Genomic DNA, 21,199 nt, shown 5'->3' with positions numbered 1-21,199 from the left:
CCGCCTACGCCTCGCGCAGCGCCGCCGCTGCCGCCTCCGGCGCGACGATGTTGAGGTTGAGGCCGGCGCCGAGCTCGAGCCCGGCGAGGTGGGTCAGCCGCGGCAGCACGTCGATCCGCCAGCAGAAGTGGTCGGCGCCGCTCGGCGCGGTGCGGACCCACAGGTTCAGCGGCGGGTCGGCGCCGAGCAGGCGGCCGAGCCGCCCGAGCACGTCGTGCAGCAGCGCGGCGCCGGTCGGCCCGTCGTCCTCGAAGCGGGCGCGCGCTCTGCGCGGCGCGATCGTCAGCTGGTACGGGAGCCGGCTCGCGAACGGCGCGAAGGCGACCGCCTCGTCGTCGATCGCGACGATCCGCTGCCGCCGCCGCACCTCCTCCTGCAGCAGGTCGGCGAGCAGGCTGCCGCCCATCGTGCGGGTCGCGTGGGCGCCGAAGCGCTCGCGCTCGCGGGCGATCGCGGCCGGCACGAAGTCGAGCGCGTACAGCTGCGCGTGCGTGTGCGGCAGCGAGGCGCCGGCCTCGCGCCGCTCGTTGACGATCAGGTGGCGGCAGGCGGCGTCGGCGTGGGCGCGCATCCGCAGCCGCCAGACGTCCATCGCCGCCGCGACCTGCTCGACCGGCAGCTGCGCCAGCGAGGTGACCGGCTGCGGGCCGTTGACGATCACCTCGTGCCCGCCGCGGGCCGGCGCGGTCGTGTAGAGGTCGCGGTGCGACTCCTCGCCCGGCTCGGGCGCGTCGGGCGTCAGCGCCGGATAGAGGTTGGGCACGACCCGCACCGTCCAGCCGGGCGTGTCGGGCCGCGGGTCGGCGACGCCCGGCCGCAGCGCGAACAGCTCCGGCGGGGTCTGCTGCTCGTGGCCCTCGGCGAACGGGTCCCTGGCGGGGTCGATCGGCTCCGCGGGCGTCGCGCTCAGGCCCGCGTTGGGGCGGTTGGCGCGGTCGGCCGCGACGATCGTGCGCAGGCCGGTGAGTGGGTCGACACGAACCTCAGGCAAGTCGCTTCTCCATCGCGATGTGCTCTATTCCCGCTTCGACGAAGACGTGACCGCGCGGCTCGTAGCCGTTGGCCAGGTAGAGGTCGCGCGCGTAGGTCTGGGCGTGCAGCACGAGCCGCCGCGCGCCGGCGTCGAACGCCTCGGCGTCGGCGGCGATCAGCAGTCGCGTCGCGAGCCCGCGGCGGCGCGCGGCCGGCTCGACCGCCAGTCGGCTGAACTGCACCGTCTTGTCGACGATCAGCAGCCGGCAGGTGCCGAGCACGACGCCCTGCTCGACCGCGACGAGGTGGATCGCCTCGCCGTCGCGGCCGTCGAGCTCCTCGCGCTTGGGGACGCCCTGCTCGCGACAGAAGACGCGGTCGCGCAGCGCCAGCGCCGCGCTCATCTCGGCGGGGGATCCGACGCGGCGGATCTCGGCGCTCACTGGCTCGGCACCGCGCCGAGGTACCGCTGCAGGTACTGCTCCAGCGCCTTGTCGTCGCGGAACGGACCCTGTTTGATCGTCGCCTGCTCGCCGTCTCTGTCGTAGAAGACGGTCGTCGGCAGGCCGACGGTCGCGCCGATCTTGCGCGCGATCTTCTCGTCCTGGTCGACGTAGCTCGGATACGGCACCCAGTGGTCTCTGAGCCACGTCTGCGCGTCGCCCTTCGGGTCGGTCACGTCGAGCCCGACGAAGGCGACCGATCTGCCGTATCTCGCGGCGAGCCGCTGGAAGACCGGGAACTCCTCCTTGCACGGTCCGCACCACGAGCCCCAGGCGTTGACGACGACCGGATGGCCTCTCAGCTCGGCCAGCCGTCTGTCGAACGCCTCCTGGCCGCCGGGCAACAGCTCGCCGGCCTGCGCGTGGAGCGCGGCGAGCGGCGCCGGAGCGCCGCGCAACGCCGCTCTCGCCTCGGCCGGCGTCGGCACGTCGGCGTCCTCGCCGGAGCCGCCGCAGCCGGCCAGCAGCGACGCTGCCAGCACGCAACAGGCGATCGACACGGCGAGGGGGCGCATCGGCAGAAGCTTGGCACATCGCCCGTTCGGGCCGTCCTATCTGCTTCAATACGGATATCCTGCTGTGTTGCACGGGGGGAGCACTGTGAGGGTCTCCTCCGTGCCCGGCGTTTGCGCCGGCCCTCTGAGTCGCCGAAAGCTTCACCGCGGCTCATCTTTGATCTCAGAGGCAACGTCCAACTTGAGGCACTGCCACGCCTGTACGCCGTTTGATGGCTGAATCACTCCTTCCTGACGCCAGATCGATCGCGAGCGCTGAGCAATTCACGCGCGAGCGCTTCGTCCATGACGGCGAAGAAGCCGCGGACGCGCTCGCGCCCGGCTCTGCCCGCCGTCGTGCGCTCGATGCTGCGCTGGCCGAGCTCGCCGCGGGCGCGAAGACGCCGTCGATCGCCTGGCGCCGCGAGTACTCGCTGCTGGTCGGCCTCGAGCGGCTGCTGAGCGAGGAGGAGGCCCATCTCGCCGACGGCACGCTGCTGAACCCGCATCAGGTCGACGCGCTCTCCGGCACGTTGACCGCCCTGATGGCCGAGGTTCAGCGCACCGGCAACGGGTCCAACGGGAACGGCAACGGCGTCGCTGCCGCCCCCGCCCCGCCGGAGGAGCCGGTCCAGCTCGCCTCCGCCGCGATCCCCGGCGAGGAGGATCGGGACCTCGACCTCGACGACGACGAGGGCGAGCCCGACGAGGAGCCGCAGGACTGGAACGACGAGTCGGCCGAGAACGAGGACGAGGTCCAGCTCGCCGAGCAGCCGGAGGATCCCAACGCCGCTCGCCGCTTCTGGTTCGAGCACGCGACCGGCGCCGGCAAGACGGTCGCCGCGCTCGGCTTCGTCGAGGCCTCGCGCACCGGCGGCGTGCTGATCCTGACCCATCGCCGCAACCTCGTCGACCAGTTCCACGGCGAGCTCAGAACGCGCGGCTACGGCGACCGCATATCGGCGCCGCTGCTGGCCGGGCAGGACAGCCCGAGGGGCCCGGTCACGGTCGAGACGTACCAGTGGTTCGTCCGCAACGCCGGCAGAATCTCGGACGCCTACACGATCGTCATCTGCGACGAGGCGCACACCGCGCTGGGCGAGAAGACGAGCGGCTCGATCCGCCAGTGGGCCGGCCCCGTCTTCGTCGGCATGACCGCGACCGGCGCGCTGATCGCCCGCCACGTCGCCGACCTCTTCCCGACGCAGACCTCGCGCTTCGACCTCGCGCAGGCGGCCCGCCGCGGCGTCATCTCGCCGCTGCGCTGCATCCGCATCCCGCCCGGTCCGGGCGTCCGCACGATCGCCAAGGTGCCGCTGCGGCGCGGCGAGGTCGACACCGAGTTCGACCAGGAGATGCTGGCCGAGCTGCTCGACCAGCTGCCGTTCAACCTCGCGATCGCCGACCTCTACAAGACGCGCTTCAACAACGTCCCCGGCGTCGTCTACACCGCCGGCGTGCGGCACGCCTACAACGTCGCACAGGCCTTCCGCGACGTCGGCATGAAGGCGCAGGCGGTCTCCGGCGAGACGCCCAAGCGCGAGCTGGCCCGCATCCTCGCCGACTACGAGCGCGGCAAGATCGACGTGCTGATCAACGCCCAGCTGCTCGCCGAGGGCTGGAACTCGCCGCGCGCGACCGTCTGCATGCACCTCGCGCCGACCGCCTCCAAGCGCATCTACCAGCAGCGCGTCGGCCGCGTCACGCGTCGCCACCAGGGCAAGGAGGCCGGCATCGTCGTCGACTTCGTCCACCCGGCGACGAAGAACGACGAGTCGGTCATCACGCTCCACTCGCTGCTCGACCGCGACGTCTACCGCGGCGGCGCGATCGTCGTCGGCCCGGTCCGTCGCGGCCGCGGCCGCCGGGTTCGCGTCGAGCGCCGCGTGCTGCCGGTGACGCCGGATCCCGAGAAGCGCGCCGAGGTCTTCGAGCGCGAGCTGTGGCGGATCGCCGTCGACCATCTCGACTACGGCGAGCAGCACGTCTGGGCCGCGCTGGCCGGCGCTCGCGTCGCGCCGAACGGCTGGCGCCGCGCGAAGGCGATGCTCCACTTCGACCGCCAGGGCGACCTCAAGCGCCGCTTCCTGATCACCGCGGTCGAGCGCAACCGCAACGCGCAGCTGCGGCTGCGGGCGCTGCAGGAGATCGCCGCCGCGAGGGACGCCGAGGCGTTCGACCAGGCGATCGACCTGATGGGCACCTGGCCGCGTGACGAGCGTCGCGAGGGCGTCAAGATCATGCTGCAGGCGCTGGCCGAGAAGAGAATCGGCCGCAGGGATCAGGCGAACGCCTGGATCTGGAGGATGGCTGAGTACACCCGTGAGGTGCACGAGGAGTACGCCGTCCAGCGCTGGCCCGAGACGAAGCGGCTGCTCGGCCTGCTCGTCAACTCCTCCGGCGGCGCCCACGCGCGCAACGCGCGCCGGCTCGTGCACGCGTCGAGGAGACAGGACCGCCGCTTGTCGGCGGCGCTGCTGGCGGCCGCGCTGGCGCACACGCCCGAGGCCGAGGAGGCGCTGCGCGGCGCTCGTACGCGGATGGCGCGCAAGCCGTCCGCGCTCGCCCGCGAGCTGCTGAGGAACTTCCCCAGAGGCAGGCGCTCCCGTGGTGCCCGTCGTCGCCGCAAGGGCGGCAAGGACGTCGTCGCGCCGGAGGAGACGCTCGCGACCACCGCGGTCGCGCTCGACGGCGAGGGGCCGGACAGCGAGGTGCTGGACGAGGCGCTCGGCGCGCCCGACTCGGCTGCTGCTGACGGCTCGGGCTCGGGCTCCGGCTCCGGCTCGGGTGACCAGCCGAAGCCGAGACGCGGCTCCCGCCGCCGCCGTGGCGCGCGCGGTCGCAGAGGCGGCGCGCCCGAGGGCGACAACGCCGCAGCGGGTCGCGACGGCGCCGCCGATCGCGAGGCCGCCGCGACGAGCGCGCCGGCCGGGAACGCTGGCGAGGCACCCGAGGCCGCGCCGAGAAGAGCGCGCAGACGGCGCGCGCGCAGAACTGAGATAGCGGCGGTGTCGGTCGTCGACGACGCCAGTGCCGTGATCGGCAGCGGCGCCGACGCGACCGCGCCGGTCGAGACCGAGGCCGTTGCCGAGATGCCCGCAGCGGCCGCGCCGAGAGCGAGACGCGCGCGCAGAGCGGTCGCCAGAAGAGCGCCCGCGAGCGTTGAGGCCGCCGACGGCGCCGCGCCCGCGAGAAGAGCGCCCGCAAGGCGCGCGGCGAGAGCGAGAGCGGCCGCCGAGAGCGACCAGCTCGAACTGGTCCCGGCCGTGGTCGACGAGCTGTCGAGAAGAGCGCGCACCACGCGCAGGGTGGGCGGGCTCGGCACCGGCGTGCTCGACGCCGTCACGGCCGCTGCCGAGGCCGTGCGCGCCGCCACCGGCGAGAACGGCGCCGCCGCCGCGCCGGCCGCCAGGAGAGCGTCTGCGACCAGAAGCGCGGCCGCGAGAAGAACGCCTGCGGCGAGAAGAGCGCCTGCCGCGAGAAGAGCCGTCGCCGCCGCGAGAAGAGCGGCGGCCAGAAGCGCGCCGGTCGCGAGGAGAGCCGCTGCCGCCAGAACCGCGGCGCCCGCAAGGAGAGCGGCCGCCGCGAGAGTCGCGGCGCCCGCGAGAAGAGCCGCTGCCGCGAGCGCCGCGCCGCCGGCGAGAAGAGCCGTCGCCAGAAGAGCGCCGGCCGCGAGAAGAGTCGCTGCGGTCAGAAGAGCCGCTGCGAGAAGAGCGCCGGCCGCCAGAAGCGCGCCCGCCGTCAGAAGAGCCGCGGCGGCCAGAAGAGCCAGAAGAGCGACGGCGAGAAGAGCCGTCGCCGCCGCCGACTAGCGTCGCCGCGCGAGCCGCGAGCCGGCGCTGACTAGCGCGCTGGCGGGAGGGCGCCGAGGTGGACTTCGCCGGCGTCGAGCAGCTGCTCGACGCCATCGTCCGTGCGCACCCGCAGCCTGCCGTCGTCGGCGATCCCGGCGGCGGTGCCGCGTCCGCCCTCCCAGGCGATCTCGCGGCCGAGCAGCGCGTCGACGGCGCGGAAGGCGTCGAGCAGCTCGTTCAGCGGTGCCGCCAGCCAGCGCTCCAGCGCCGCCAGCAGCAGCGTCAGCGCCTGCTCGACGGCCTCCGGCTCGCGGCCGAGCGTCGTCGCCCGCGCGGCCAGCTCGGGGGGGAAGTCGTCCTGTCTGGTCGCGACGTTGATGCCGATCCCGAGCACCGCCCAGCCGTCCTGCAGCCGCCCCTCGGCGAGGATCCCGGCGAGCTTGCGACCGTCGAGCAGCACGTCGTTGGGCCACTTGATGCGCGGCTCGCGGCCCTGCGCGTCGAGCGCGCGGGCGACGTCGGCGACCGCCAGCCCGGCGGCGAGCGTCAGCAGCGGGGGCGGGTCGCGCAGGATCGTCGTGACGGCCAGCGTCGTCCCCGGCGGCGTCGCCCAGGCGCGCCCCTGCCGCCCGCGCCCGGCCGACTGCTCGCGCGCGGTCACGATCGTCCCGTGCGGCGCGCCCGCGATCGCCAGCTCCTGCGCGCGCGCGTTCGTCGACCCGATCGTGCGGTGGTGCAGGCGCGGGCGCCCGAGCGTCGTCGCCGGGCTCGCGCCGGCCGCGTCCGCGCGGCTCACGTGCGGTTCGCCCGCGCGCCCGCGTCGGCCAGCAGCGCCGCGAGCAGGCCGTCGACGTCGTGCTCGCTCGCCTCGACGTGCGGCTCGAGGCCGAGCTCGCGCAGCGTCGCGCTCGTGACCGGGCCGATCGAGACGAGCCGCGTCTGCGGGCCGATCCGCTCCGGGCCGCCGAGCGCGTCGAGGAAGAAGCGGACGGTCGAGGAGGAGGTGAAGGTGACGTAGTCGGCCGCTGTCGCGGCGGCGCGGGCGTCGTCGTCGAGCCGCTCGGCGACCGTCTCGTAGAGGTCGACCACCTCGACCTCGGCGCCACGCGCGCGCAGCGCGTCGGGCAGCACGTCGCGCGCGACGCGGGCCCGCGCGACCAGCGCCCGTCTGACCGGCACGCCGGCGAGCGCGTCGACCAGCGACTCGGCGACGAATCTCTCCGGCACGACGTCGGCGACGATCCCGTTCGCGCGCAGCGCGCGGGCGGTGCCGGGGCCGATCGCCGCGACCGTGGCGCCGGCCAGCGCGCGCGCGTCGCGCCCGCCGGCGGCGAGCCGCGCGAACAGCGCTCTGACGCCGTTGGGCGAGGTCAGGCAGACGAGGTCGAAGCCGCTCGGGTCGAGTGCGACGTCGGCGTCGAGCGGCTCGATCCGGATCGCCGGCGTCTCCAGCGCCTCGGCGCCGAGCGCGCGCAGCCGCTCCGCGAGGCCGCTCGCCTGCGCCCGCGCGCGCGTCACGGCGACGCTGACGCCGGTCAGCGGCCGCTCCTCGAACCAGCGGATGCCCTCTTCGCGCAGCGCCGCGACCGGGCCGACGACGGTGATCGACGGCGGTCTGATGCCCTCCTCGCGGGCGCGCTCGGCGATCGTCGCGAGCGTGCCGACGACCGTCCGCTGGCCGGGCAGCGTGCCGCGCTCGACGACCGCCGCGGGCTCGTCCGCCGGCCGCCCGCCGGCGATCAGCTGCTGCGCGATCCGCGGCAGCTGCTTGACGCCCATGTAGAAGACGAGCGTGCCCGGGAAGGTCGCGAGCGCCGGCCAGTCGATCGCCGACTCGGGCTTGTCGGGATCCTCGTGGCCGGTGATCAGCGCGACAGCGCTGGCACGGTCGCGGTGGGTGACGGGGATGCCGGCGTAGGCCGGCGCGGCGATTCCGGCGGTGATGCCGGGGACGACCTCGAACGGGATCCCGGCGGCGCGCAGCACGAGCGCCTCCTCGCCGCCGCGGCCGAAGACGAACGGGTCGCCGCCCTTCAGCCGCACGACCTTCTTCCCGGCACCGCCGTGCTCGACCAGCAGCGCGTCGATCCGCTCCTGCGGCATCGACGGCCCGTGGCCGGTCTTGCCGACCGAGATCAGCTCGGCGTCGGAGCGGGCGTGCGCGAGCAGGCCGGGCGGGATCAGGCGGTCGTAGAGGACGACGTCGGCCTCGCTCAGGACGCGCAGCGCGCGTCCGGTCAGCAGCTCGATGTCGCCGGGCCCGGTGCCGACGAGCCAGACACGTCCGGTCGTGCTCACAATCTGACTCCTTCGGGGGTGGATGCCGGCGGCGGCGAGCCGGCGCCGAGCGACTCTGCCACGTCGAGCAGGTCGCGCGCGCCGGCCGCCAGCAGCCGCCGGCCGGCGGCGACGCCGAACGTCTCCGCGTCCACGCCGGCCGCTGCCGTCAGCTCGTCGCGCAGCCAGGCCGAGCCGTCGGGCAGGCCGACGAAGCTGCGCAGCGTCAGGCCGCCGTCGCCGCTGCGCACGGCGTGCGCGCCGAGCGGCGTGTGACAGGTCGCCCCGAGCGTGCGGACAAGCGCTCGCTCGGCGGCCAGCGTCGCGGCCGAGCCGCGGTCGTTCAAGCGCTCGACGGCGGCGATCGCGACGGAGTCGTCGGCGCGCACCTCCAGCGCCAGCGCGCCCTGGCCGGGTGCCGGCACCAGCTCGTCGAGCAGGCCGTCGATCGCGTCGGCGCGGCCGAGCCGCTCCAGCCCCGCGACCGCCAGCACGATCGCCTCGGCGTCGCCGGCGGCGAGCTTGCGCAGGCGCGTGTCGACGTTGCCGCGCAGCGCGACGACGTCGAGGTCGGGCCGCAGCGCGCGCAGCTCCGCGGCGCGCCGCAGGCTCGACGTGCCGATCACCGCGCCCGCGCGCAGGCCCGCCAGCGACGGCGCGCCGCAGAGCGCGTCGCGCGCGTCGATCCGCGCCGGCACGGCGGCCAGCCTCAGGCCGGCGGGCAGCTCGCTCGGGACGTCCTTGGCGGAGTGGACGGCGACGTCGATCTCGCCGGCCAGCAGCGCGTGCTCCAGCTCCTTGACCCAGCGCGACTTGTCGCCCAGCAGCGCGCCTCTGTCGCCGCTGGTCGTGACGGTGACGACCTCGACGCCGGCCCGCTCGCCGCCCAGCAGCGTCGCCACGTGGCGAGCCTGGACGAGCGCGAGTGCGCTGCCGCGCGTGCCGACGCGCATCAGCCCTGCGCGGCGCGCCGCCCGCTGCGCAGCGCGCGGACCTCGGCCAGCGGGGCGTCGTCGGCCGCGGCGGCCTGCTGCTGCTCGTCCTCGAGCCCGAAGAGGTCGCGGATCACCTGCATCCGCAGGTGGACGCGGTCGTCGTTCATGCCCTTCATCCGCAGCGTCGGCTCGTGCAGGATGCGGTTGACGACCGCCTGCGCGAGCGCCTCGATCCGCTCCAGGTCCTTCTCGGAGGCGGACTCCCAGCGGCCGGCGTTGTCGCGCACGATCTGCGCCGCGATCTGCTGCCCGCGGGCGCGCAGCGCGCCGACCGTCGGCAGCACCTCGAGCTGGCCGAGCCACTCGGCGAAGCGCTGGATCTCCTGCTCGACGATCCCCTCGGCGTGCTGCGCCTCGACCTGGCGGACGGAGCGGTTGCGGCGCACGACGGCGCTGAGGTCGTCGACGTTGTAGAGCGCGACGCCGGGCACGTCGCGGACCTCGGGCGCGACGTCGCGCGGGACGGCGAGGTCGAGGATCAGCAGCGGACGGCCGTCGCGCTGCTCCATCACGGCGGCGATCTCCTCGGCGTGCAGCAGCGCGTGCGGCGAGGAGGTCGCGCAGATGACCGCGTCGGCGCGCACCAGCTCGGCCGGCAGCTCGTCGAACGAGGTCGTCTGGCCGCCGAACCGCTGCGCGAGGCTGATCGCCCGCTCGCGGCCGCGGTTGGCGACGATCATCGCCTCGACGCCGTGGTCGGAGAGCGAGCGGGCCGCCAGCTCGCTCGTCTCGCCAGCGCCGATCAGCAGCACCTCGCGGCGCTCCAGGCCTTCGAGCTGCTCGGCCGCCAGCGCGGCGGCGACGGAGGAGACGCTGAGCCGGCGCTCGCCGATCTTCGTCTCGCTGCGGACGCGCTTGCCGGTCGCCAGCGCGGCGCGGAAGAGGTGGTTGGTCAGCGGACCGGTCGACTGCGCCGAGAGCGCGTCGTCGTAGGCGCGCTTGACCTGGCCCTGGACCTCGGCCTCGCCGACGATCATCGACTCCAGCCCACTCGTGACGCGATAGAGGTGGCGGGCGGCGTCGCAGTTGCGCAGCGCGTAGATCGAGCCGGCCAGCTCGGTCGGGCGGATGCCGGCCTTGCGCGCCAGCATCCCCAGCACGGCCGACTCGGCGTCGACCGGGTCGCCCGCGACGACGTAGACCTCGGTGCGGTTGCAGGTCGAGATCACGACCGCCTCCTGCACGTCGCCGATCGCGCGCGTGTCGCGCAGGAAGTCGGCGACCCTGCCCGGCGTCAGCGCGAGCCGCTCGCGGACGGCGACGGGAGCGGTCTTGTGTGAGACGCCGATCGCGAGCAGCTCGCTCACGAGGCGTTCTCCTGGGCCGCGGCGGCGGTCGCGGCGCCGACGGCGGGGCCGACCCCGTCGGCGCTCTCGGCCTGCTCCCGCTGGCGGCGGTCGAGCTCTCTGTTGATGTCGCCGAGGTCGCGCTCGAGCCGCTGCAGCTTCGTCGCCATGATCGCGACGTAGATCAGCACGATCGCGAAGAGGACGATGAAGGCGGCGGCGACGTAGCGGCCGGCCTTGTCGTACGGCACCGCGGGGGCGGCGGCCAGGACGGCGAGCGGGTTCATCGGGCGGGGGCCTCCTGCGGAGCGATCGTCGGCGCCGCGGAGCGGCCGAGGGGGGCGACGGCGTCGTCGCCGAGCAGCCGCCGTCTGAGCGCGCGGATCTGCCAGGTCAGGGTCTTCTGGGCGATCTCGTACTTCACGATCAGCCAGAACAGCAGGCCCATCGCGACGATCGAGACGAGGAAGACGAACATCATCTCGCCCGGCAGGCCGCCGTTGGCGGTGCCGAAGGTGCGCGGGTGGACAAGGCTGGTCGCCATCCGCACGGCCATGAAGTTGAGCGGGACGAAGGCGCCCGCGATGATCGCGAAGACGCTCGCGTAGCGCGCCTGCCGCTCCGGGTCCTCGATCGAGAAGCGCAGTGGCTGGTAGGTCGCGTACAGCAGGAAGACGATCAGGAACGAGACCAGCGTCGGCTCGTCCCACACCCACCAATGGCCCCACGAGGCCTTCGCCCAGATCGCGCCGGTCAGCAGGCCGACGATGTTGAAGATCAGCGCGATGTGGATCACCACGTACGAGCGCAGGTCCCATTCGCGCGAGCCGGTCTTCAGCTGGCGCCAGGCGAAGATCCCCGCGACCACGTAGGCGATCAGGGTGATGATCGCGACCGGCACGTGGAGGTAGAAGATCTTCTGGATGAAGCCCTGGTCGGCGTCGTTCGGCGCCCAGAAGACGACCAGCGCGAACGTGGCGGAGAGGGCGACGAGGGTCGCGAGCGTGAGCGCTCGCAGCCCCTTTCCGTGCATTGCTTCAGTCCTCCAGCAGGAAATCGAAGACGGCGTAGGCGAGGAGCCCGAAGACAAGATCATAGAGGCCGAGCATCAACAGCCACTTCGCCGCCGGCCAGGCGTCGCCGTGCGCGGCCAGCAATGGCGCGCAGGCGCGCGCCGCGGCGATCAGCGCCGGCACCAGCAGCGGCAGCGTCACGATCGGCACGATCAGGTCGCGCGAGCGGGTCCGGATCGCGAGCGCGGCGACGAGCGCGCCGACCGACGAGAGCGCGAGGTTGACGAGCGCGAGCGTGACGATCAGCGCCGGCAGCCCGTGCCACGGCGACGGTCCCAGCAGCAGGATCGCGAAGGCCGGCACGGCGACCACTTCGACCAGCGTCAGGAACAGGAACAGCGCCGTGCCCTTCGCCAGGAACAGCGCCGTGCGGTCGATCGGCGCCATCAGCACGGCGTCGAAGCCGCCCTCCTCGTGCTCGGCGACGAACAGGCGGTTGATGCCGAGGATCGCGGCGAAGAGGATCGTCACGAGCAGCACGCCGGCCGCCAGCGAGCCGTCGACCTCGTCTCTGCCGAGGCCGAAGTGGAACAGCACGAAGGTCGTGATCGAGAACAGCACCATCGCCGGGATCGACTCCGGCGCGCGCCGCTCCAGCAGCAGGTCCTTGCGCAGCAGCGCCATCGTCGGGCGCATCGGCTTCGCGTCGCGCCTGGCGGCGTCGCGGCTCATCGGTAGAGCGCCTCCACGGCCGCCGTGTCGATCTCGGAGGTCGGGCCGAGCAGCGCCTGGCTGCCGTTGCGCAGGCCGAGCGCGAGGTCGGCCTCGGCCAGGCCGCCGACCGGGTCGTGGCTGGTGATCACGCGCGTGCGGCCGCTCTCGCGCCCGATCAGCGGCTCGATCAGCTCCGCCGCGGCCGGGTCGAGGTTGGCGCGCGGCTCGTCGAGCAGCAGCAGCGGCGGGTCGTGCAGCACCGCGCGGCAGACGGCGACGCGCTGCAGCAGCCCGCGCGAGAGCGTCCGCACCGGGTCGTCGGCGCGCGGCAGCAGTCTCGTCGCCTCCAGCAGCTGCTCGGCGCGCTCCTCGCCGAGCTTGTGCAGGCGGGCGTGGAAGCGCAGGTTCTCGCGTGCGCTGAGGTCGCGGTAGAGCAGCGCGTCGTGGGCCAGCAGGCCGACCTTGCCGCGCACCGCCCACTCTCTTCTCGGCAGCTCCTCGCCGAGCACGCTGGCCGTGCCGGTGTGCGGCCGCAGCAGCGTCGCGAGCACGCGCAGCAGCGTCGACTTGCCGGCGCCGTTGGGACCGAAGATCACGAGCGTCGCGCCGGCCGGGACGGTCACGGTCGCGTCCCGCAGCGCCCAGCGTTCGCCGTAGCGGCGGCCGACCCCGGTCAGCTCAATGGCGGGCGCGTCGGCCATCTTGGCGTCCCAGCTGCGCGACGACGTGCTTGAGCGCCGGCGCGAGCACGGGGAAGAGCTGCGCGATCGCCTTCGGGCTGCCGGGCAGGTTGACGATCAGCGTCTGGCCGGCGATCCCGGAGACGCCGCGCGAGGCCATCGCGAAGGGCGTGTATCTGAGCGACTCGGCCCGCAGCGCCTCGGCGAAGCCGGGCGCCTCGCGGTCGATCGCGTCGCGCGTCGCCTCGGGCGTGTGGTCGTCGGGCGTGAGGCCGGTGCCGCCGGTCGTGAAGACGAGCGGCAGCCGCTCGCTCGCGTAGCCGCGCAGCGTCGCCGCGATCGCCGAGCGGTCGTCGGTGACGCGGTCGCGGGCGACGATCTCGCAGCCGGCGGCGCGCGCCAGCCGCTCCAGCTCGGCGCCCGAGAGGTCCTCGCCCTCGCCGCGCGCGAGCGACGTCGAGATCGTCAGGATCGCCGTCTGCACCGCGGCGGAGACTACTGACGCGTCCAGGTTCCCGAGCGCCCGCCGGACTTCTCCAGCAGCACGACCTCGGCGATCTCGACGCCCTTCTCCAGGCCCTTCACCATGTCGTAGACGGTCAGCGCGGCGACCGACGCGGCCGTCAGCGCCTCCATCTCGACGCCGGTCTGGGCACTCGTGCGGGCCTCGCTCGTGAGCGTGATCGTGCCCGCCTCGGCGTCGATCGCGGCGGCGACGTCGACGAACGACAGCGGCAGCCCGTGGCAGAGCGGGATCAGCTCGGAGGTCCGCTTCGCCGCCTGGATCCCGGCGATCCGCGCGACCGCGATCACGTCGCCCTTGGGCGCGTTGCCGTCGCGCACCGCGGCGGCGGTCGCCGGCGCCATCCGCACCAGCGCGCGGGCGACGGCGCGGCGGTCGCTGACCGCCTTCGCGCCGACGTCGACCATGCGGGCGCGGCCGTCAGCGTCGAGGTGGGTCAGCGGCTCGCTCACACGCGCAAGTCTTGCACCCGCGGCGCGCTACGCCGCGAGCGGCTGGATGCCCGCGTGGGCGTGCGCCGCCTCGACGAGCCCGTCGCGCAGCCGCCGGCCGGCGTCGCTGGCCTCCGGCAGCTCCGCGTGCCACTGGACGCCGACGGCGAACGGCAGGCGCGGATCCTCGACCGCCTCGATCAGCCCGTCACTCGCGGTCGAGGTGACGGTGAGGCCCCGGCCCAAGCGGTCGACCGCCTGGTGGTGGAGCGTCGGGACCGCCGCGCGCGCACCGAGGATCCTGCGCGACAGCGTGCCGGCCGCGGTGCCGATCGCGTGCGTGCCGCCGCTGTGGTCGTCGCGGTGGCCGATCTCGCTCAGGTCCTGATGCAGCGTGCCGCCGCGGGCGATGTTGATCAGCTGGTGGCCGCGGCAGATGCCGAGCACCGGCATCCGCGTCGCGAGCGCCTCGCGCAGGACGCCGAGGTCGGTCACGTCGGCCTCCAGGCGCGGGTTGCGGGCGGCGCGGATCGGCTGGCCGTAGACGGCCGGATGGATGTCGTGCGTGTCGCCGGTCAGCACCAGCGCGTGCGCCGTCGCGAGCTGGCGCGAGGCGTCCTCGGGCGTGACGCGGCGGACGCGCAGCTCGCCGCCGCCGAGCCACTGCTCGTAGATCTCCGGCTGCTCGTCACGCGCGACCAGCAGCACCAGCGGCGGCTCGTCGGCGGGCCGTAGACCGGCGTAGACGATGCGGAAGCGCTCGCGGGCGCGGGTCAGCCGCTTGCGCGCCGCCTCCGGCGTCGTCTGCAGCAGGCGGGCGGCGTCGGTCGGGCCGAAGCCGGCGAACTGGAGCGTCACGAGCGCCCGCTCGCGTGCCGGCAGCTGCGCCAGCGCCGCCTCGATCGCGAGCCGCTCGTCGTGGTCCTCGACCGGCGCCGCGTTGGCGGCGGCGAGGTCGTCGAGCAGGGCGGCGTCGTCGTGCGGGCGGCGAGCGCGCAGCTGATCGATCGCGGCGTTGCGGGCGACGCGGAAGAGCCAGGCGCGCTGGCGCTCGTCGGAGACGTCGCGCGGGGCGTGCAGCCAGGCCCGCAGGAAGACCTCCTGGGCGAGATCCTCGGCGAGGCCGGCGTCGCCGACGTAGCGGCGCAGGTGGCGCTCGATCGGCCGGCGGTGGGTGGCGATGAGGAGGTCGAGATCCATGTCACCTGTTGAGACGGAGCCCGCGAGCGAAAGCGGACACCCGCCTCCTACGCCGGCGTGTGGGTGCGCTGGGCGGCGGCGATGATGTCCAGCACCGCCTGCTCGTCGTTGGCGCGGATCAGCTCGATCGGGTCGGGGGCGCCGTTGACGATCCCCTCGAAGAAGTCCTTGCGCTCCTGGTAGGTCGGCAGCGTCGACTTGGCCCAGCCGCGGGCGTCGTTGAGCATCACCGCCAGGCGCGCGTAGTCCTCGCCGAACAGCTGCGAGATCTCGCTCTTCATCCGCTTCGCCAGCGCCGGCGAGGCGCCCGCCGTCGAGATCGCGATCGCCAGCGGCCCGGTGCGGACGATCGCCGGCAGGATGAAGTTGCAGAGCGGCGGCACGTCGACGACGTTGACGAGCATCGCCCGCTTCTCGGCGTCGTCGTAGACGCCGATGTTGACCTCGGAGTCGTTCGTCGCCGCGATCACCATGAAGGTGCCCTCGAGGTCGGCCGGCTCGTAGGCGCGGGCGATCCACTGGATCGAGCCCTCGTCGGCGAGCCGCTGCAGCTCGGGCTGCAGGTCGGGCGCGACGACGGTCACGTCGCCGTCGCAGGCGAGCAGTCCCTCGACCTTCTCGAGGCCGACGTCACCGCCGCCGACGACGAGGCTGCGCCGTCCTCTCAACTTCAGACACGCGATGTAGAACGGCGTGTCGAGCATGTCGCGGACGCAGGTCTGGTCGCAGATTCCCTTGCGGTACTGGCAGACGCATTCTTTGCCCGCATAGGCCTGTGCTGGCATGAGACCAGCCTACGCGCTTCGCCGCGCGCCCATGCGTCAGCGGCTCAGCTCGTCGCGTCCGCGAAGCGGTGGAGCCGCTGCGCCCAGGCGCGGTCGTGCGGGTCGGCGCGGTCGCCGTCGGCGTCGATCGCGAGCGCCTCGGCGCGCGCCCGGAGGCGCGCCCAGGCGGTCGCTCGCTCGGGCGCGAGCCGTGCTGCCGCGGCGTAGGTCGCGATCGCGGCGCGGGCCTGCGCGGCAGCGTCCCGCGGGTCCGCGGGCAGCGGCGGCGCGAGCGGGTCGATCAGCGCCCAGACGTCGGCGTGGCGGTCGCCGCGGACGCCGTGCGGATCGATCGCGCGCCAGCCGTCGCCGGCGCGCAGCACGTTGCCGCCGTGCAGGTCGGCGTGCAGCAGCACGTCGTCGTCGCGCGCGGCCAGCAGCGCCTCCAGCTCGGCGAGCGCGGCCGGATCGCGCGCGAGCGCCTCGCGCCAGCCGCGGGCGTAGGCGCCGGAGATGTGCGGACAGGCGTCCGGAGCCGCGCCGGCAGCGTGCAGCCGCGCCGCGAGCGCGCCCGTCGCGGTGAGACGCTCGTCCCACGACAGGCCGGCGGCGTCGAGCGTGGTGCCGGGGCGCAGCCGCTCCAGCAGCAGCGTGAAGCCGTCGTCGCGGCTGGCGAGCAGGCGCGGGACGGCGCCGCTCGGCGCCCAGTGCGCCAGCGCCGCGCCCTCGCCGGCCAGCTCGGCGGCGTCGGCGTGGCCGCGCGGGTTGAGCTTCAGCACGCCGTCGCCCGTCACCAGCACGAGCGCGACGTGACCGCCCGGCAACGGCTGCGGCGCGGCCAGATCCCACGCGCCGACGGCCGCTTCGAGACGGGCGTCCACGTCGGCGGCGATCGCGCTCGTGTCGGCGCTCGGCCAGTATCCCGCCCAGCGACGGCGCAGCGCGGCGAGCTGGGCGGCGACCTCCATGGTCAGAGCATCGCGAACCGACCGGCCGGCTGCCTCGTACCCTCGATGGACATGAGTACGCATCCGGGGGTCTACGACGACGACGCGATGATCCGCCGCGTCCATCGCGAGCAGATCGTCGCGCTGGCGGGGCCGCGCGCGCTGCTGATGCAGGCCGCGCACCCGGTCGCGTTCGCCGGCTTCTTCGCCCACACCGGCGCGCTCGACGAGCCCTACGAGCGGCTCCACCGCACCGCGCTGGCGGTCAACCTCGTCGTCTTCGGCCCGCGCGCCGAGGCCGAGCGGGTGACCGCGATCGTGCGCAGAGTGCACGGCGGCATCCGCGGCGAGCTGGCCGAGCCGGCCGGCCACTTCCCCGCCGGCACGCCGTACGCCGCCGACGACCCGCGGCTGCTGATGTGGATCCTCGCGACGCTGGTCGACTCCGGGATCGTCGTGCACGAGCGCTACGTCGGGCGCCTCACGCGCGATGAGCGCGACGCCTACTGGCGCGACTACCGCGTCTTCGGCCGGCTCTTCGGGCTGCGCGAGGACGAGATGCCCGAGACGATCGAGGGCTTCGACCAGTACATGCGCGGCATGCTCGCCAGCGGCGACCTGCACGTCAGCGAGGAGGCACGGCGGACGGCCGTCCAGATCGTGCTGAAACCGCCGGTGCCGCTGCATCTGCGGCCGCTGCTGGAGTATGCGAACTTCGCCACCGTCGGCCTGCTGCCGCGGCCGATCCGGCGGCTCTACGGCTTCCGCTGGGATCCCGCGAGAGGGCTCGCGCTGCGCGGCGGCCAGGAGTACGCCCGTCGCGTGCTGCTGCCGCTGATGCCGGGCCGCTTCCGCTTCGCCCGGCCGCAGCTGCCGCAGCCGGCCTAGGGCTGCTTTCCCCGCGCTCTGCGGATCCGCTCGTGGCGCTCGCCGAGCGCTCTCTCGGTCGCGGTCGGCTGCCAGAAGCGCGTGCCGGCGACCGACTCCGGCAGCAGCTCCTGCGGTGAGACGTGCCCGGGACGGTCGTGCGGGTAGTCGTAGCCCTCGCCGCGGCCGCCCGAGCGGAGTGCGGCAGGCGGTCTCGCGGCGCCGTTTCTGCGCACGAACTCGCGTGCTCGGCCAAGCGCTTTGTAGGCAGCGTTCGACTTCGGCGCCAGCGCCAGGTAGACGGCGCACTGCGCGAGCGCGTGGGCGCCCTCCGGCAGCCCGACCAGCTCGACCGCGGCCGCCGTCGAGGTCGCGACGACGAGCGCCTGCGGGTCGGCGTTGCCGACGTCCTCGCTGGCGAGGATCACCATCCGCCGGGCGATGAAGCGCGGGTCCTCGCCGCCCTCCAGCATCACCGCGAGGTAGTAGAGCGAGGCGTCGGGGTCGGAGCCGCGCGTCGCCTTGATCCAGGCCGAGATCGTGTCGTAGTGGTTGTCGCCCGCGCGGTCGTAATGAAGGATCCGGCCGGCCAGCGCCTCGCCCGCATGCTCGACCGTGACGCGGCTCTCCGGCGCCGTCATCGCCGCCCGCTCCAGCGCGCCGAGCGCGGTGCGCGCATCGCCGGCCGCGCGCGCCGTCAGCAGCTCGACCGCCTCGTCGTCGACCTGCACGAGCCCCAGCTCTCTGCGCTCGATCGCGCGCCGCAGCAGCGTCCGCACGTCGTCGTCGCTCAGCTCTCTCAGCTCGTAGACGCGCGCCCGCGACAGCAGCGCGCCGTTGACCTCGTAGGAGGGGTTCTCGGTCGTCGCGCCGATCAGCGTCACGAGCCCCTCCTCGACGGCCGGCAGCAGCGCGTCCTGCTGCGCCTTGTTGAAGCGGTGGATCTCGTCGAGGAAGAAGACCGTCCGCCTGCCCGTGCGACGGCGTCCCTCGGCCCGCTCGATCACCGCGCGCACCTCCGGTCTGCCGGCCTGCACGGCGCTCAGCTCCTCGAAGACGGCGTCGGCGCTGGCGGCGACGATCCGCGCGAGCGTCGTCTTGCCGGTCCCCGGCGGGCCGTGGAGGATCATCGAGTGCGGTCTGCCCGACTCGATCGCGACCCGCAGCGGCGCGCCTTCGTGCAGCAGGTGCTGCTGGCCGACGTACTCCGCGAGTGTCGCCGGCCGCATCCGCGCCGCCAGCGGCGCACCTGCGCGCTTCTCGGCGGCGCTCGGTTCCGGCGGCTCGAACAGCGATGACATGCCGCAAGTCTGGCGCACCATTAGCATCACCGCGATGCCCGCCGATCTCCAGTCCGAGACGACCGAGCTGCTGCAGCGGCTGATCCAGTTCGACACGGTCAACCCGCCCGGCAACGAACGCGCCTGCCAGGAGTACCTCGCCGCGCACCTGACCGCGGCCGGCTTCGAGGTCGAGCTGCTGGGGGCGGAGGAGGAGCGGCCGAACCTCGTCGCGCGGCTGCGCGGGGAGCAGCCGGGCCCGGTGCTGGGCCTGCTCGGCCATGTCGACACGGTCCTCGCCCACCCGCGCGAATGGCAGCACGACCCCTGGTCGGGCGACATCGCAGACGGCTTCCTGTGGGGCCGTGGCGCGCTCGACATGAAGTCGCAGGTGGCGGCCGAGATCGCCGCCGCGACGGCGCTGGCGCGCGAGGGCTGGCGCCCGAAGAAGGGCGACCTGCTCGTGATGTCGGTCGTCGACGAGGAGACCGGCGGCGCGCTCGGCGCCCAGTGGCTGACGCAGCAGCATCCCGACAAGGTCCGCTGCGACTACCTGCTCAACGAGGGCGGCGGCGAGCAGTTCGAGTACCGCGGCAGACGCCGCTACGGCGTCTGCGTCGCCGAGAAGGGCGTCTTCCGCTTCACGCTCGTGACCGAGGGCGTGGCCGGCCACGCCTCACAGCCGAAGATGGGCGACAACGCGCTGCTGAAGCTGGCGCCGCTGCTGGAGCGGCTCGCGACGCGGCAGCCGCAGTACGAGCTGACCGAGGCGCCGGCCGCGTTCCTGCGCGGCCTCGGCGAGGATCCCGCGGACCCGGTTGGCGCGCTCGCCCGCATCGAGCAGGCCGACCCGCGGATGATCCCGCTGTTCGAGCCGATGTTCGGCGTCACGCTGACGCCGACGCGCGTCTCCGCCTCGCAGAAGATCAACGTGATCCCCAGCCGCGCCGAGCTGAAGGTCGACTGCCGCGTCCCGCCCGGCCTCGGCCAGGAGGCCGTCGAGCGCGCGATCGAGCAGGTGCTCGGCCCGCAGGACGGCTGGCGGATCGAGTGGGACACGCGCATCTCCGGCAACGGCTCGCCGCTCGGCTCTCGCCTGCGCGAGGCGATCAACGGCTGGATCGGCTCGCAGGACCCGGCCGGCGCGACCGTCCCGCTGATCCTGCCCGGCTTCACCGACTCGCGCCACTTCCGCGCCGCCTTCCCCGACTGCGTCGCGTACGGCTTCTTCCCGCAGCTGCACCAGTCGCGCTTCGAGACGGCCCCGCTCGTCCACTCCGCCAACGAGCGGATCGACGTGCGCGACCTCGGCTTCGCCGCGACCTTCTACCGTGACGTGATCGTCGAACTGCTCAGATGAGCGGGATCGTCCAGCCCACCCGCCTGGACCCCGCGACCTTCCGGCTGCCGGTCGAGCGGATCCGCGACGGCTGGTACTCCGACGCCTACTTCGTCTCGACCAAGCAGCTGCTCGAGGCCGACGGCCGTCATCCGCAGGTGCTCGTGCAGGCGTTCCAGAAGCGCGACTCGCTGCTTGGCGGGATCGACGAGGCGATCGCGATCCTCAAGCTCGGCGCCGGCCGCCGCGGCGACGACGGCGTCTGGATCCCCGGCTGGGACCAGCTCGAGGTGCGCGCGCTGCACGAGGGCGAGGAGATCGCCCCGCGCGAGCCGGTGCTGGAGATCGCCGGCGACTACACGCTCTTCGCGCACCTCGAGACCGTCTACCTCGGCACGCTCGCGCGCCGCTCGCTGGTGATGCGCAACGTGCGCGAGGTGGTCGAGGCGGCTGCCGGCAAGCAGGTGCTCTACTTCCCCGCCCGCCACGACCACTGGCTCGTGCAGACCGGCGACGGCTGGGCGGCGCACGTCGCCGGCGCGATCGGCGTCTCGACCGACGCGCAGGCGTCGTGGTGGGGCGGCCGCGGGATCGGCACCGTCCCGCACGGGCTGATCGCGGCCTACGGCGGCGACACGGTGACGGCGGCGCGGAAGTTCGCCGACCGCTACCACCCCGAGGTCAACGTGACCGTGCTGGTCGACTGGGAGAACGACTCGGTCGGGACCGCGCTGCAGGTCGCCGACGCGCTCGGCGAGCGGCTGTGGGGCGTCCGCCTCGACACCGGCGAGCAGATGGTCGACCGCTCGCTGTGGGGCGAGCTGGGCGACTTCAAGCCGACCGGCGTCAACGTGCGACTGGTCGAGAACGTCCGCGCGGCGCTCGACGCGGCCGGCCACGAGCGCGTGCGGATCGTCGTCTCCGGCGGCTTCGACGCCGAGCGGATCGGCCGCTTCGAGGCCGACGGCGTGCCGGTCGACGCCTACGGCGTCGGCTCCTCGCTGATCCGCGGCGAGAACGACTACACCGCCGACGTCGTGCGCGTCGACGGGCGGCCGTGCGCGAAGGCCGGCCGCGGCGAGCGGCCCAACGCGCGGCTGCAACGCGTCGAGTAGCTATG

21 protein-coding genes are annotated in these 21,199 nt (G+C 74.1%); 4 read left to right on the top strand and 17 right to left on the bottom strand.

Features of this window, described 5'->3' with window-relative positions:
- Positions 1–4 precede the first annotated feature (4 nt).
- Genes Q7L73_RS05995 through Q7L73_RS05985 form a run of 3 tightly spaced genes read right to left on the bottom strand, consistent with a single transcriptional unit; the run spans position 5 to position 1,990 of the window.
- The gene (locus Q7L73_RS05995) at positions 5–991 is read right to left on the bottom strand and encodes a DUF4921 family protein (RefSeq protein WP_304686880.1); all 987 of its coding nucleotides are present in this window, start codon (positions 989–991) and stop codon (positions 5–7) included.
- Positions 984–1,415, bottom strand: a complete 432-nt coding sequence (locus tag Q7L73_RS05990) for a GNAT family N-acetyltransferase (protein WP_304686875.1) — start codon at positions 1,413–1,415, stop codon at positions 984–986. Before Q7L73_RS05990 ends, Q7L73_RS05995 begins: the two co-directional genes overlap by 8 nt.
- Complete coding sequence (locus Q7L73_RS05985) at positions 1,412–1,990, bottom strand: TlpA disulfide reductase family protein (RefSeq protein WP_304686870.1); 579 nt, start codon at positions 1,988–1,990, stop codon at positions 1,412–1,414. Before Q7L73_RS05985 ends, Q7L73_RS05990 begins: the two co-directional genes overlap by 4 nt.
- Before the next feature lie 212 nt (positions 1,991–2,202).
- Here Q7L73_RS05985 and Q7L73_RS05980 point away from each other — a divergent pair, with 212 nt between their 5' ends.
- Positions 2,203–5,781 (top strand): DEAD/DEAH box helicase, encoded by a 3,579-nt coding sequence (locus Q7L73_RS05980; RefSeq protein WP_304686863.1) that lies wholly within the window; start codon positions 2,203–2,205, stop codon positions 5,779–5,781.
- 31 nt (positions 5,782–5,812) lie between these two features.
- Here Q7L73_RS05980 and Q7L73_RS05975 read toward each other — a convergent pair whose 3' ends face one another.
- The 13 genes from Q7L73_RS05975 to Q7L73_RS05915 are packed head-to-tail and all read right to left on the bottom strand — an operon-like array spanning position 5,813 to position 16,614.
- Positions 5,813–6,559, bottom strand: coding sequence for a biotin--[acetyl-CoA-carboxylase] ligase (locus Q7L73_RS05975; RefSeq protein ID WP_304686857.1), 747 nt, complete (start codon positions 6,557–6,559; stop codon positions 5,813–5,815).
- Complete coding sequence (gene cobA / locus Q7L73_RS05970; RefSeq protein WP_304686850.1) at positions 6,556–8,061, bottom strand: uroporphyrinogen-III C-methyltransferase; 1,506 nt, start codon at positions 8,059–8,061, stop codon at positions 6,556–6,558. Before cobA ends, Q7L73_RS05975 begins: the two co-directional genes overlap by 4 nt.
- Positions 8,058–8,993: a hydroxymethylbilane synthase gene (gene hemC, locus Q7L73_RS05965; protein WP_304686844.1), complete on the bottom strand. Its 936-nt coding sequence runs from the start codon at positions 8,991–8,993 to the stop codon at positions 8,058–8,060. Before hemC ends, cobA begins: the two co-directional genes overlap by 4 nt.
- Positions 8,993–10,342 carry a glutamyl-tRNA reductase gene (gene hemA, locus Q7L73_RS05960; RefSeq protein WP_304686837.1) on the bottom strand — a complete coding sequence of 450 codons (1,350 nt, stop codon included), beginning with the start codon at positions 10,340–10,342 and terminating at the stop codon, positions 8,993–8,995. Before hemA ends, hemC begins: the two co-directional genes overlap by 1 nt.
- Positions 10,339–10,608, bottom strand: a complete 270-nt coding sequence (locus tag Q7L73_RS05955; RefSeq protein ID WP_304686832.1) for a hypothetical protein — start codon at positions 10,606–10,608, stop codon at positions 10,339–10,341. Before Q7L73_RS05955 ends, hemA begins: the two co-directional genes overlap by 4 nt.
- Positions 10,605–11,354, bottom strand: a complete 750-nt coding sequence (locus Q7L73_RS05950) for a cytochrome c biogenesis protein (RefSeq protein ID WP_304686831.1) — start codon at positions 11,352–11,354, stop codon at positions 10,605–10,607. Before Q7L73_RS05950 ends, Q7L73_RS05955 begins: the two co-directional genes overlap by 4 nt.
- Positions 11,355–11,358: 4 nt before the next feature.
- Positions 11,359–12,066: a heme exporter protein CcmB gene (locus Q7L73_RS05945; RefSeq protein WP_304686829.1), complete on the bottom strand. Its 708-nt coding sequence runs from the start codon at positions 12,064–12,066 to the stop codon at positions 11,359–11,361.
- Complete coding sequence (locus tag Q7L73_RS05940) at positions 12,063–12,749, bottom strand: ATP-binding cassette domain-containing protein (protein ID WP_304686827.1); 687 nt, start codon at positions 12,747–12,749, stop codon at positions 12,063–12,065. Before Q7L73_RS05940 ends, Q7L73_RS05945 begins: the two co-directional genes overlap by 4 nt.
- Positions 12,727–13,212, bottom strand: a complete 486-nt coding sequence (locus Q7L73_RS05935; RefSeq protein WP_304686826.1) for a molybdenum cofactor biosynthesis protein B — start codon at positions 13,210–13,212, stop codon at positions 12,727–12,729. Before Q7L73_RS05935 ends, Q7L73_RS05940 begins: the two co-directional genes overlap by 23 nt.
- Positions 13,213–13,223: 11 nt before the next feature.
- Entirely contained in the window at positions 13,224–13,703 is a 480-nt protein-coding gene (gene moaC / locus Q7L73_RS05930) for a cyclic pyranopterin monophosphate synthase MoaC (protein WP_304686816.1), read from the bottom strand.
- A gap of 27 nt (positions 13,704–13,730) precedes the next feature.
- Positions 13,731–14,882, bottom strand: a complete 1,152-nt coding sequence (locus Q7L73_RS05925) for a sigma-70 family RNA polymerase sigma factor (protein ID WP_304686810.1) — start codon at positions 14,880–14,882, stop codon at positions 13,731–13,733.
- Between the two features lie 47 nt (positions 14,883–14,929).
- Entirely contained in the window at positions 14,930–15,667 is a 738-nt protein-coding gene (locus tag Q7L73_RS05920; RefSeq protein ID WP_304686792.1) for a bifunctional precorrin-2 dehydrogenase/sirohydrochlorin ferrochelatase, read from the bottom strand.
- Between the two features lie 44 nt (positions 15,668–15,711).
- The gene (locus Q7L73_RS05915) at positions 15,712–16,614 is read right to left on the bottom strand and encodes an aminoglycoside phosphotransferase family protein (protein WP_304686784.1); all 903 of its coding nucleotides are present in this window, start codon (positions 16,612–16,614) and stop codon (positions 15,712–15,714) included.
- 51 nt (positions 16,615–16,665) lie between these two features.
- Here Q7L73_RS05915 and Q7L73_RS05910 point away from each other — a divergent pair, with 51 nt between their 5' ends.
- Entirely contained in the window at positions 16,666–17,481 is an 816-nt protein-coding gene (locus tag Q7L73_RS05910; RefSeq protein WP_304686779.1) for an oxygenase MpaB family protein, read from the top strand.
- On the opposite strand, the gene Q7L73_RS05905 is transcribed toward Q7L73_RS05910, so the two are convergent.
- Complete coding sequence (locus tag Q7L73_RS05905; RefSeq protein ID WP_304686767.1) at positions 17,478–18,761, bottom strand: replication-associated recombination protein A; 1,284 nt, start codon at positions 18,759–18,761, stop codon at positions 17,478–17,480. The genes Q7L73_RS05910 and Q7L73_RS05905 overlap by 4 nt on opposite strands.
- Before the next feature lie 34 nt (positions 18,762–18,795).
- Here Q7L73_RS05905 and Q7L73_RS05900 point away from each other — a divergent pair, with 34 nt between their 5' ends.
- Both Q7L73_RS05900 and Q7L73_RS05895 read left to right on the top strand, forming a co-directional pair.
- Positions 18,796–20,100 (top strand): M20/M25/M40 family metallo-hydrolase, encoded by a 1,305-nt coding sequence (locus tag Q7L73_RS05900; RefSeq protein ID WP_304686754.1) that lies wholly within the window; start codon positions 18,796–18,798, stop codon positions 20,098–20,100.
- Positions 20,097–21,194: a quinolinate phosphoribosyl transferase gene (locus Q7L73_RS05895; RefSeq protein WP_304686750.1), complete on the top strand. Its 1,098-nt coding sequence runs from the start codon at positions 20,097–20,099 to the stop codon at positions 21,192–21,194. Before Q7L73_RS05900 ends, Q7L73_RS05895 begins: the two co-directional genes overlap by 4 nt.
- Positions 21,195–21,199 lie beyond the last annotated feature (5 nt).

Source organism: Conexibacter sp. CPCC 205762, from assembly GCF_030646155.1.
In the GTDB taxonomy this organism is placed as follows: domain Bacteria; phylum Actinomycetota; class Thermoleophilia; order Solirubrobacterales; family Solirubrobacteraceae; genus Conexibacter.
Note: the sequence above shows the minus strand (reverse complement) of the source record. Positions and strands in the feature narration are given on the sequence as shown.

Excerpts from the sequence above, each read along its gene's own strand:
- hemC (WP_304686844.1), bottom strand. The coding sequence starts at position 8,993 with ATGCGCGTCGGCACGCGCGGCAGCGCACTCGCGCTCGTCCAGGCTCGC.
- Q7L73_RS05955 (WP_304686832.1), bottom strand. The coding sequence starts at position 10,608 with ATGAACCCGCTCGCCGTCCTGGCCGCCGCCCCCGCGGTGCCGTACGAC.
- Q7L73_RS05915 (WP_304686784.1), bottom strand. The coding sequence starts at position 16,614 with ATGGAGGTCGCCGCCCAGCTCGCCGCGCTGCGCCGTCGCTGGGCGGGA.
- Q7L73_RS05910 (WP_304686779.1), top strand. The coding sequence starts at position 16,666 with ATGAGTACGCATCCGGGGGTCTACGACGACGACGCGATGATCCGCCGC.
- Q7L73_RS05900 (WP_304686754.1), top strand. The coding sequence starts at position 18,796 with ATGCCCGCCGATCTCCAGTCCGAGACGACCGAGCTGCTGCAGCGGCTG.
- Q7L73_RS05940 (WP_304686827.1), bottom strand. The coding sequence starts at position 12,749 with ATGGCCGACGCGCCCGCCATTGAGCTGACCGGGGTCGGCCGCCGCTAC.
- Q7L73_RS05945 (WP_304686829.1), bottom strand. The coding sequence starts at position 12,066 with ATGAGCCGCGACGCCGCCAGGCGCGACGCGAAGCCGATGCGCCCGACG.
- Q7L73_RS05905 (WP_304686767.1), bottom strand. The coding sequence starts at position 18,761 with ATGTCATCGCTGTTCGAGCCGCCGGAACCGAGCGCCGCCGAGAAGCGC.
- Q7L73_RS05950 (WP_304686831.1), bottom strand. The coding sequence starts at position 11,354 with ATGCACGGAAAGGGGCTGCGAGCGCTCACGCTCGCGACCCTCGTCGCC.
- Q7L73_RS05925 (WP_304686810.1), bottom strand. The coding sequence starts at position 14,882 with ATGGATCTCGACCTCCTCATCGCCACCCACCGCCGGCCGATCGAGCGC.
- Q7L73_RS05920 (WP_304686792.1), bottom strand. The coding sequence starts at position 15,667 with ATGCCAGCACAGGCCTATGCGGGCAAAGAATGCGTCTGCCAGTACCGC.
- Q7L73_RS05985 (WP_304686870.1), bottom strand. The coding sequence starts at position 1,990 with ATGCGCCCCCTCGCCGTGTCGATCGCCTGTTGCGTGCTGGCAGCGTCG.
- Q7L73_RS05980 (WP_304686863.1), top strand. The coding sequence starts at position 2,203 with ATGGCTGAATCACTCCTTCCTGACGCCAGATCGATCGCGAGCGCTGAG.
- Q7L73_RS05895 (WP_304686750.1), top strand. The coding sequence starts at position 20,097 with ATGAGCGGGATCGTCCAGCCCACCCGCCTGGACCCCGCGACCTTCCGG.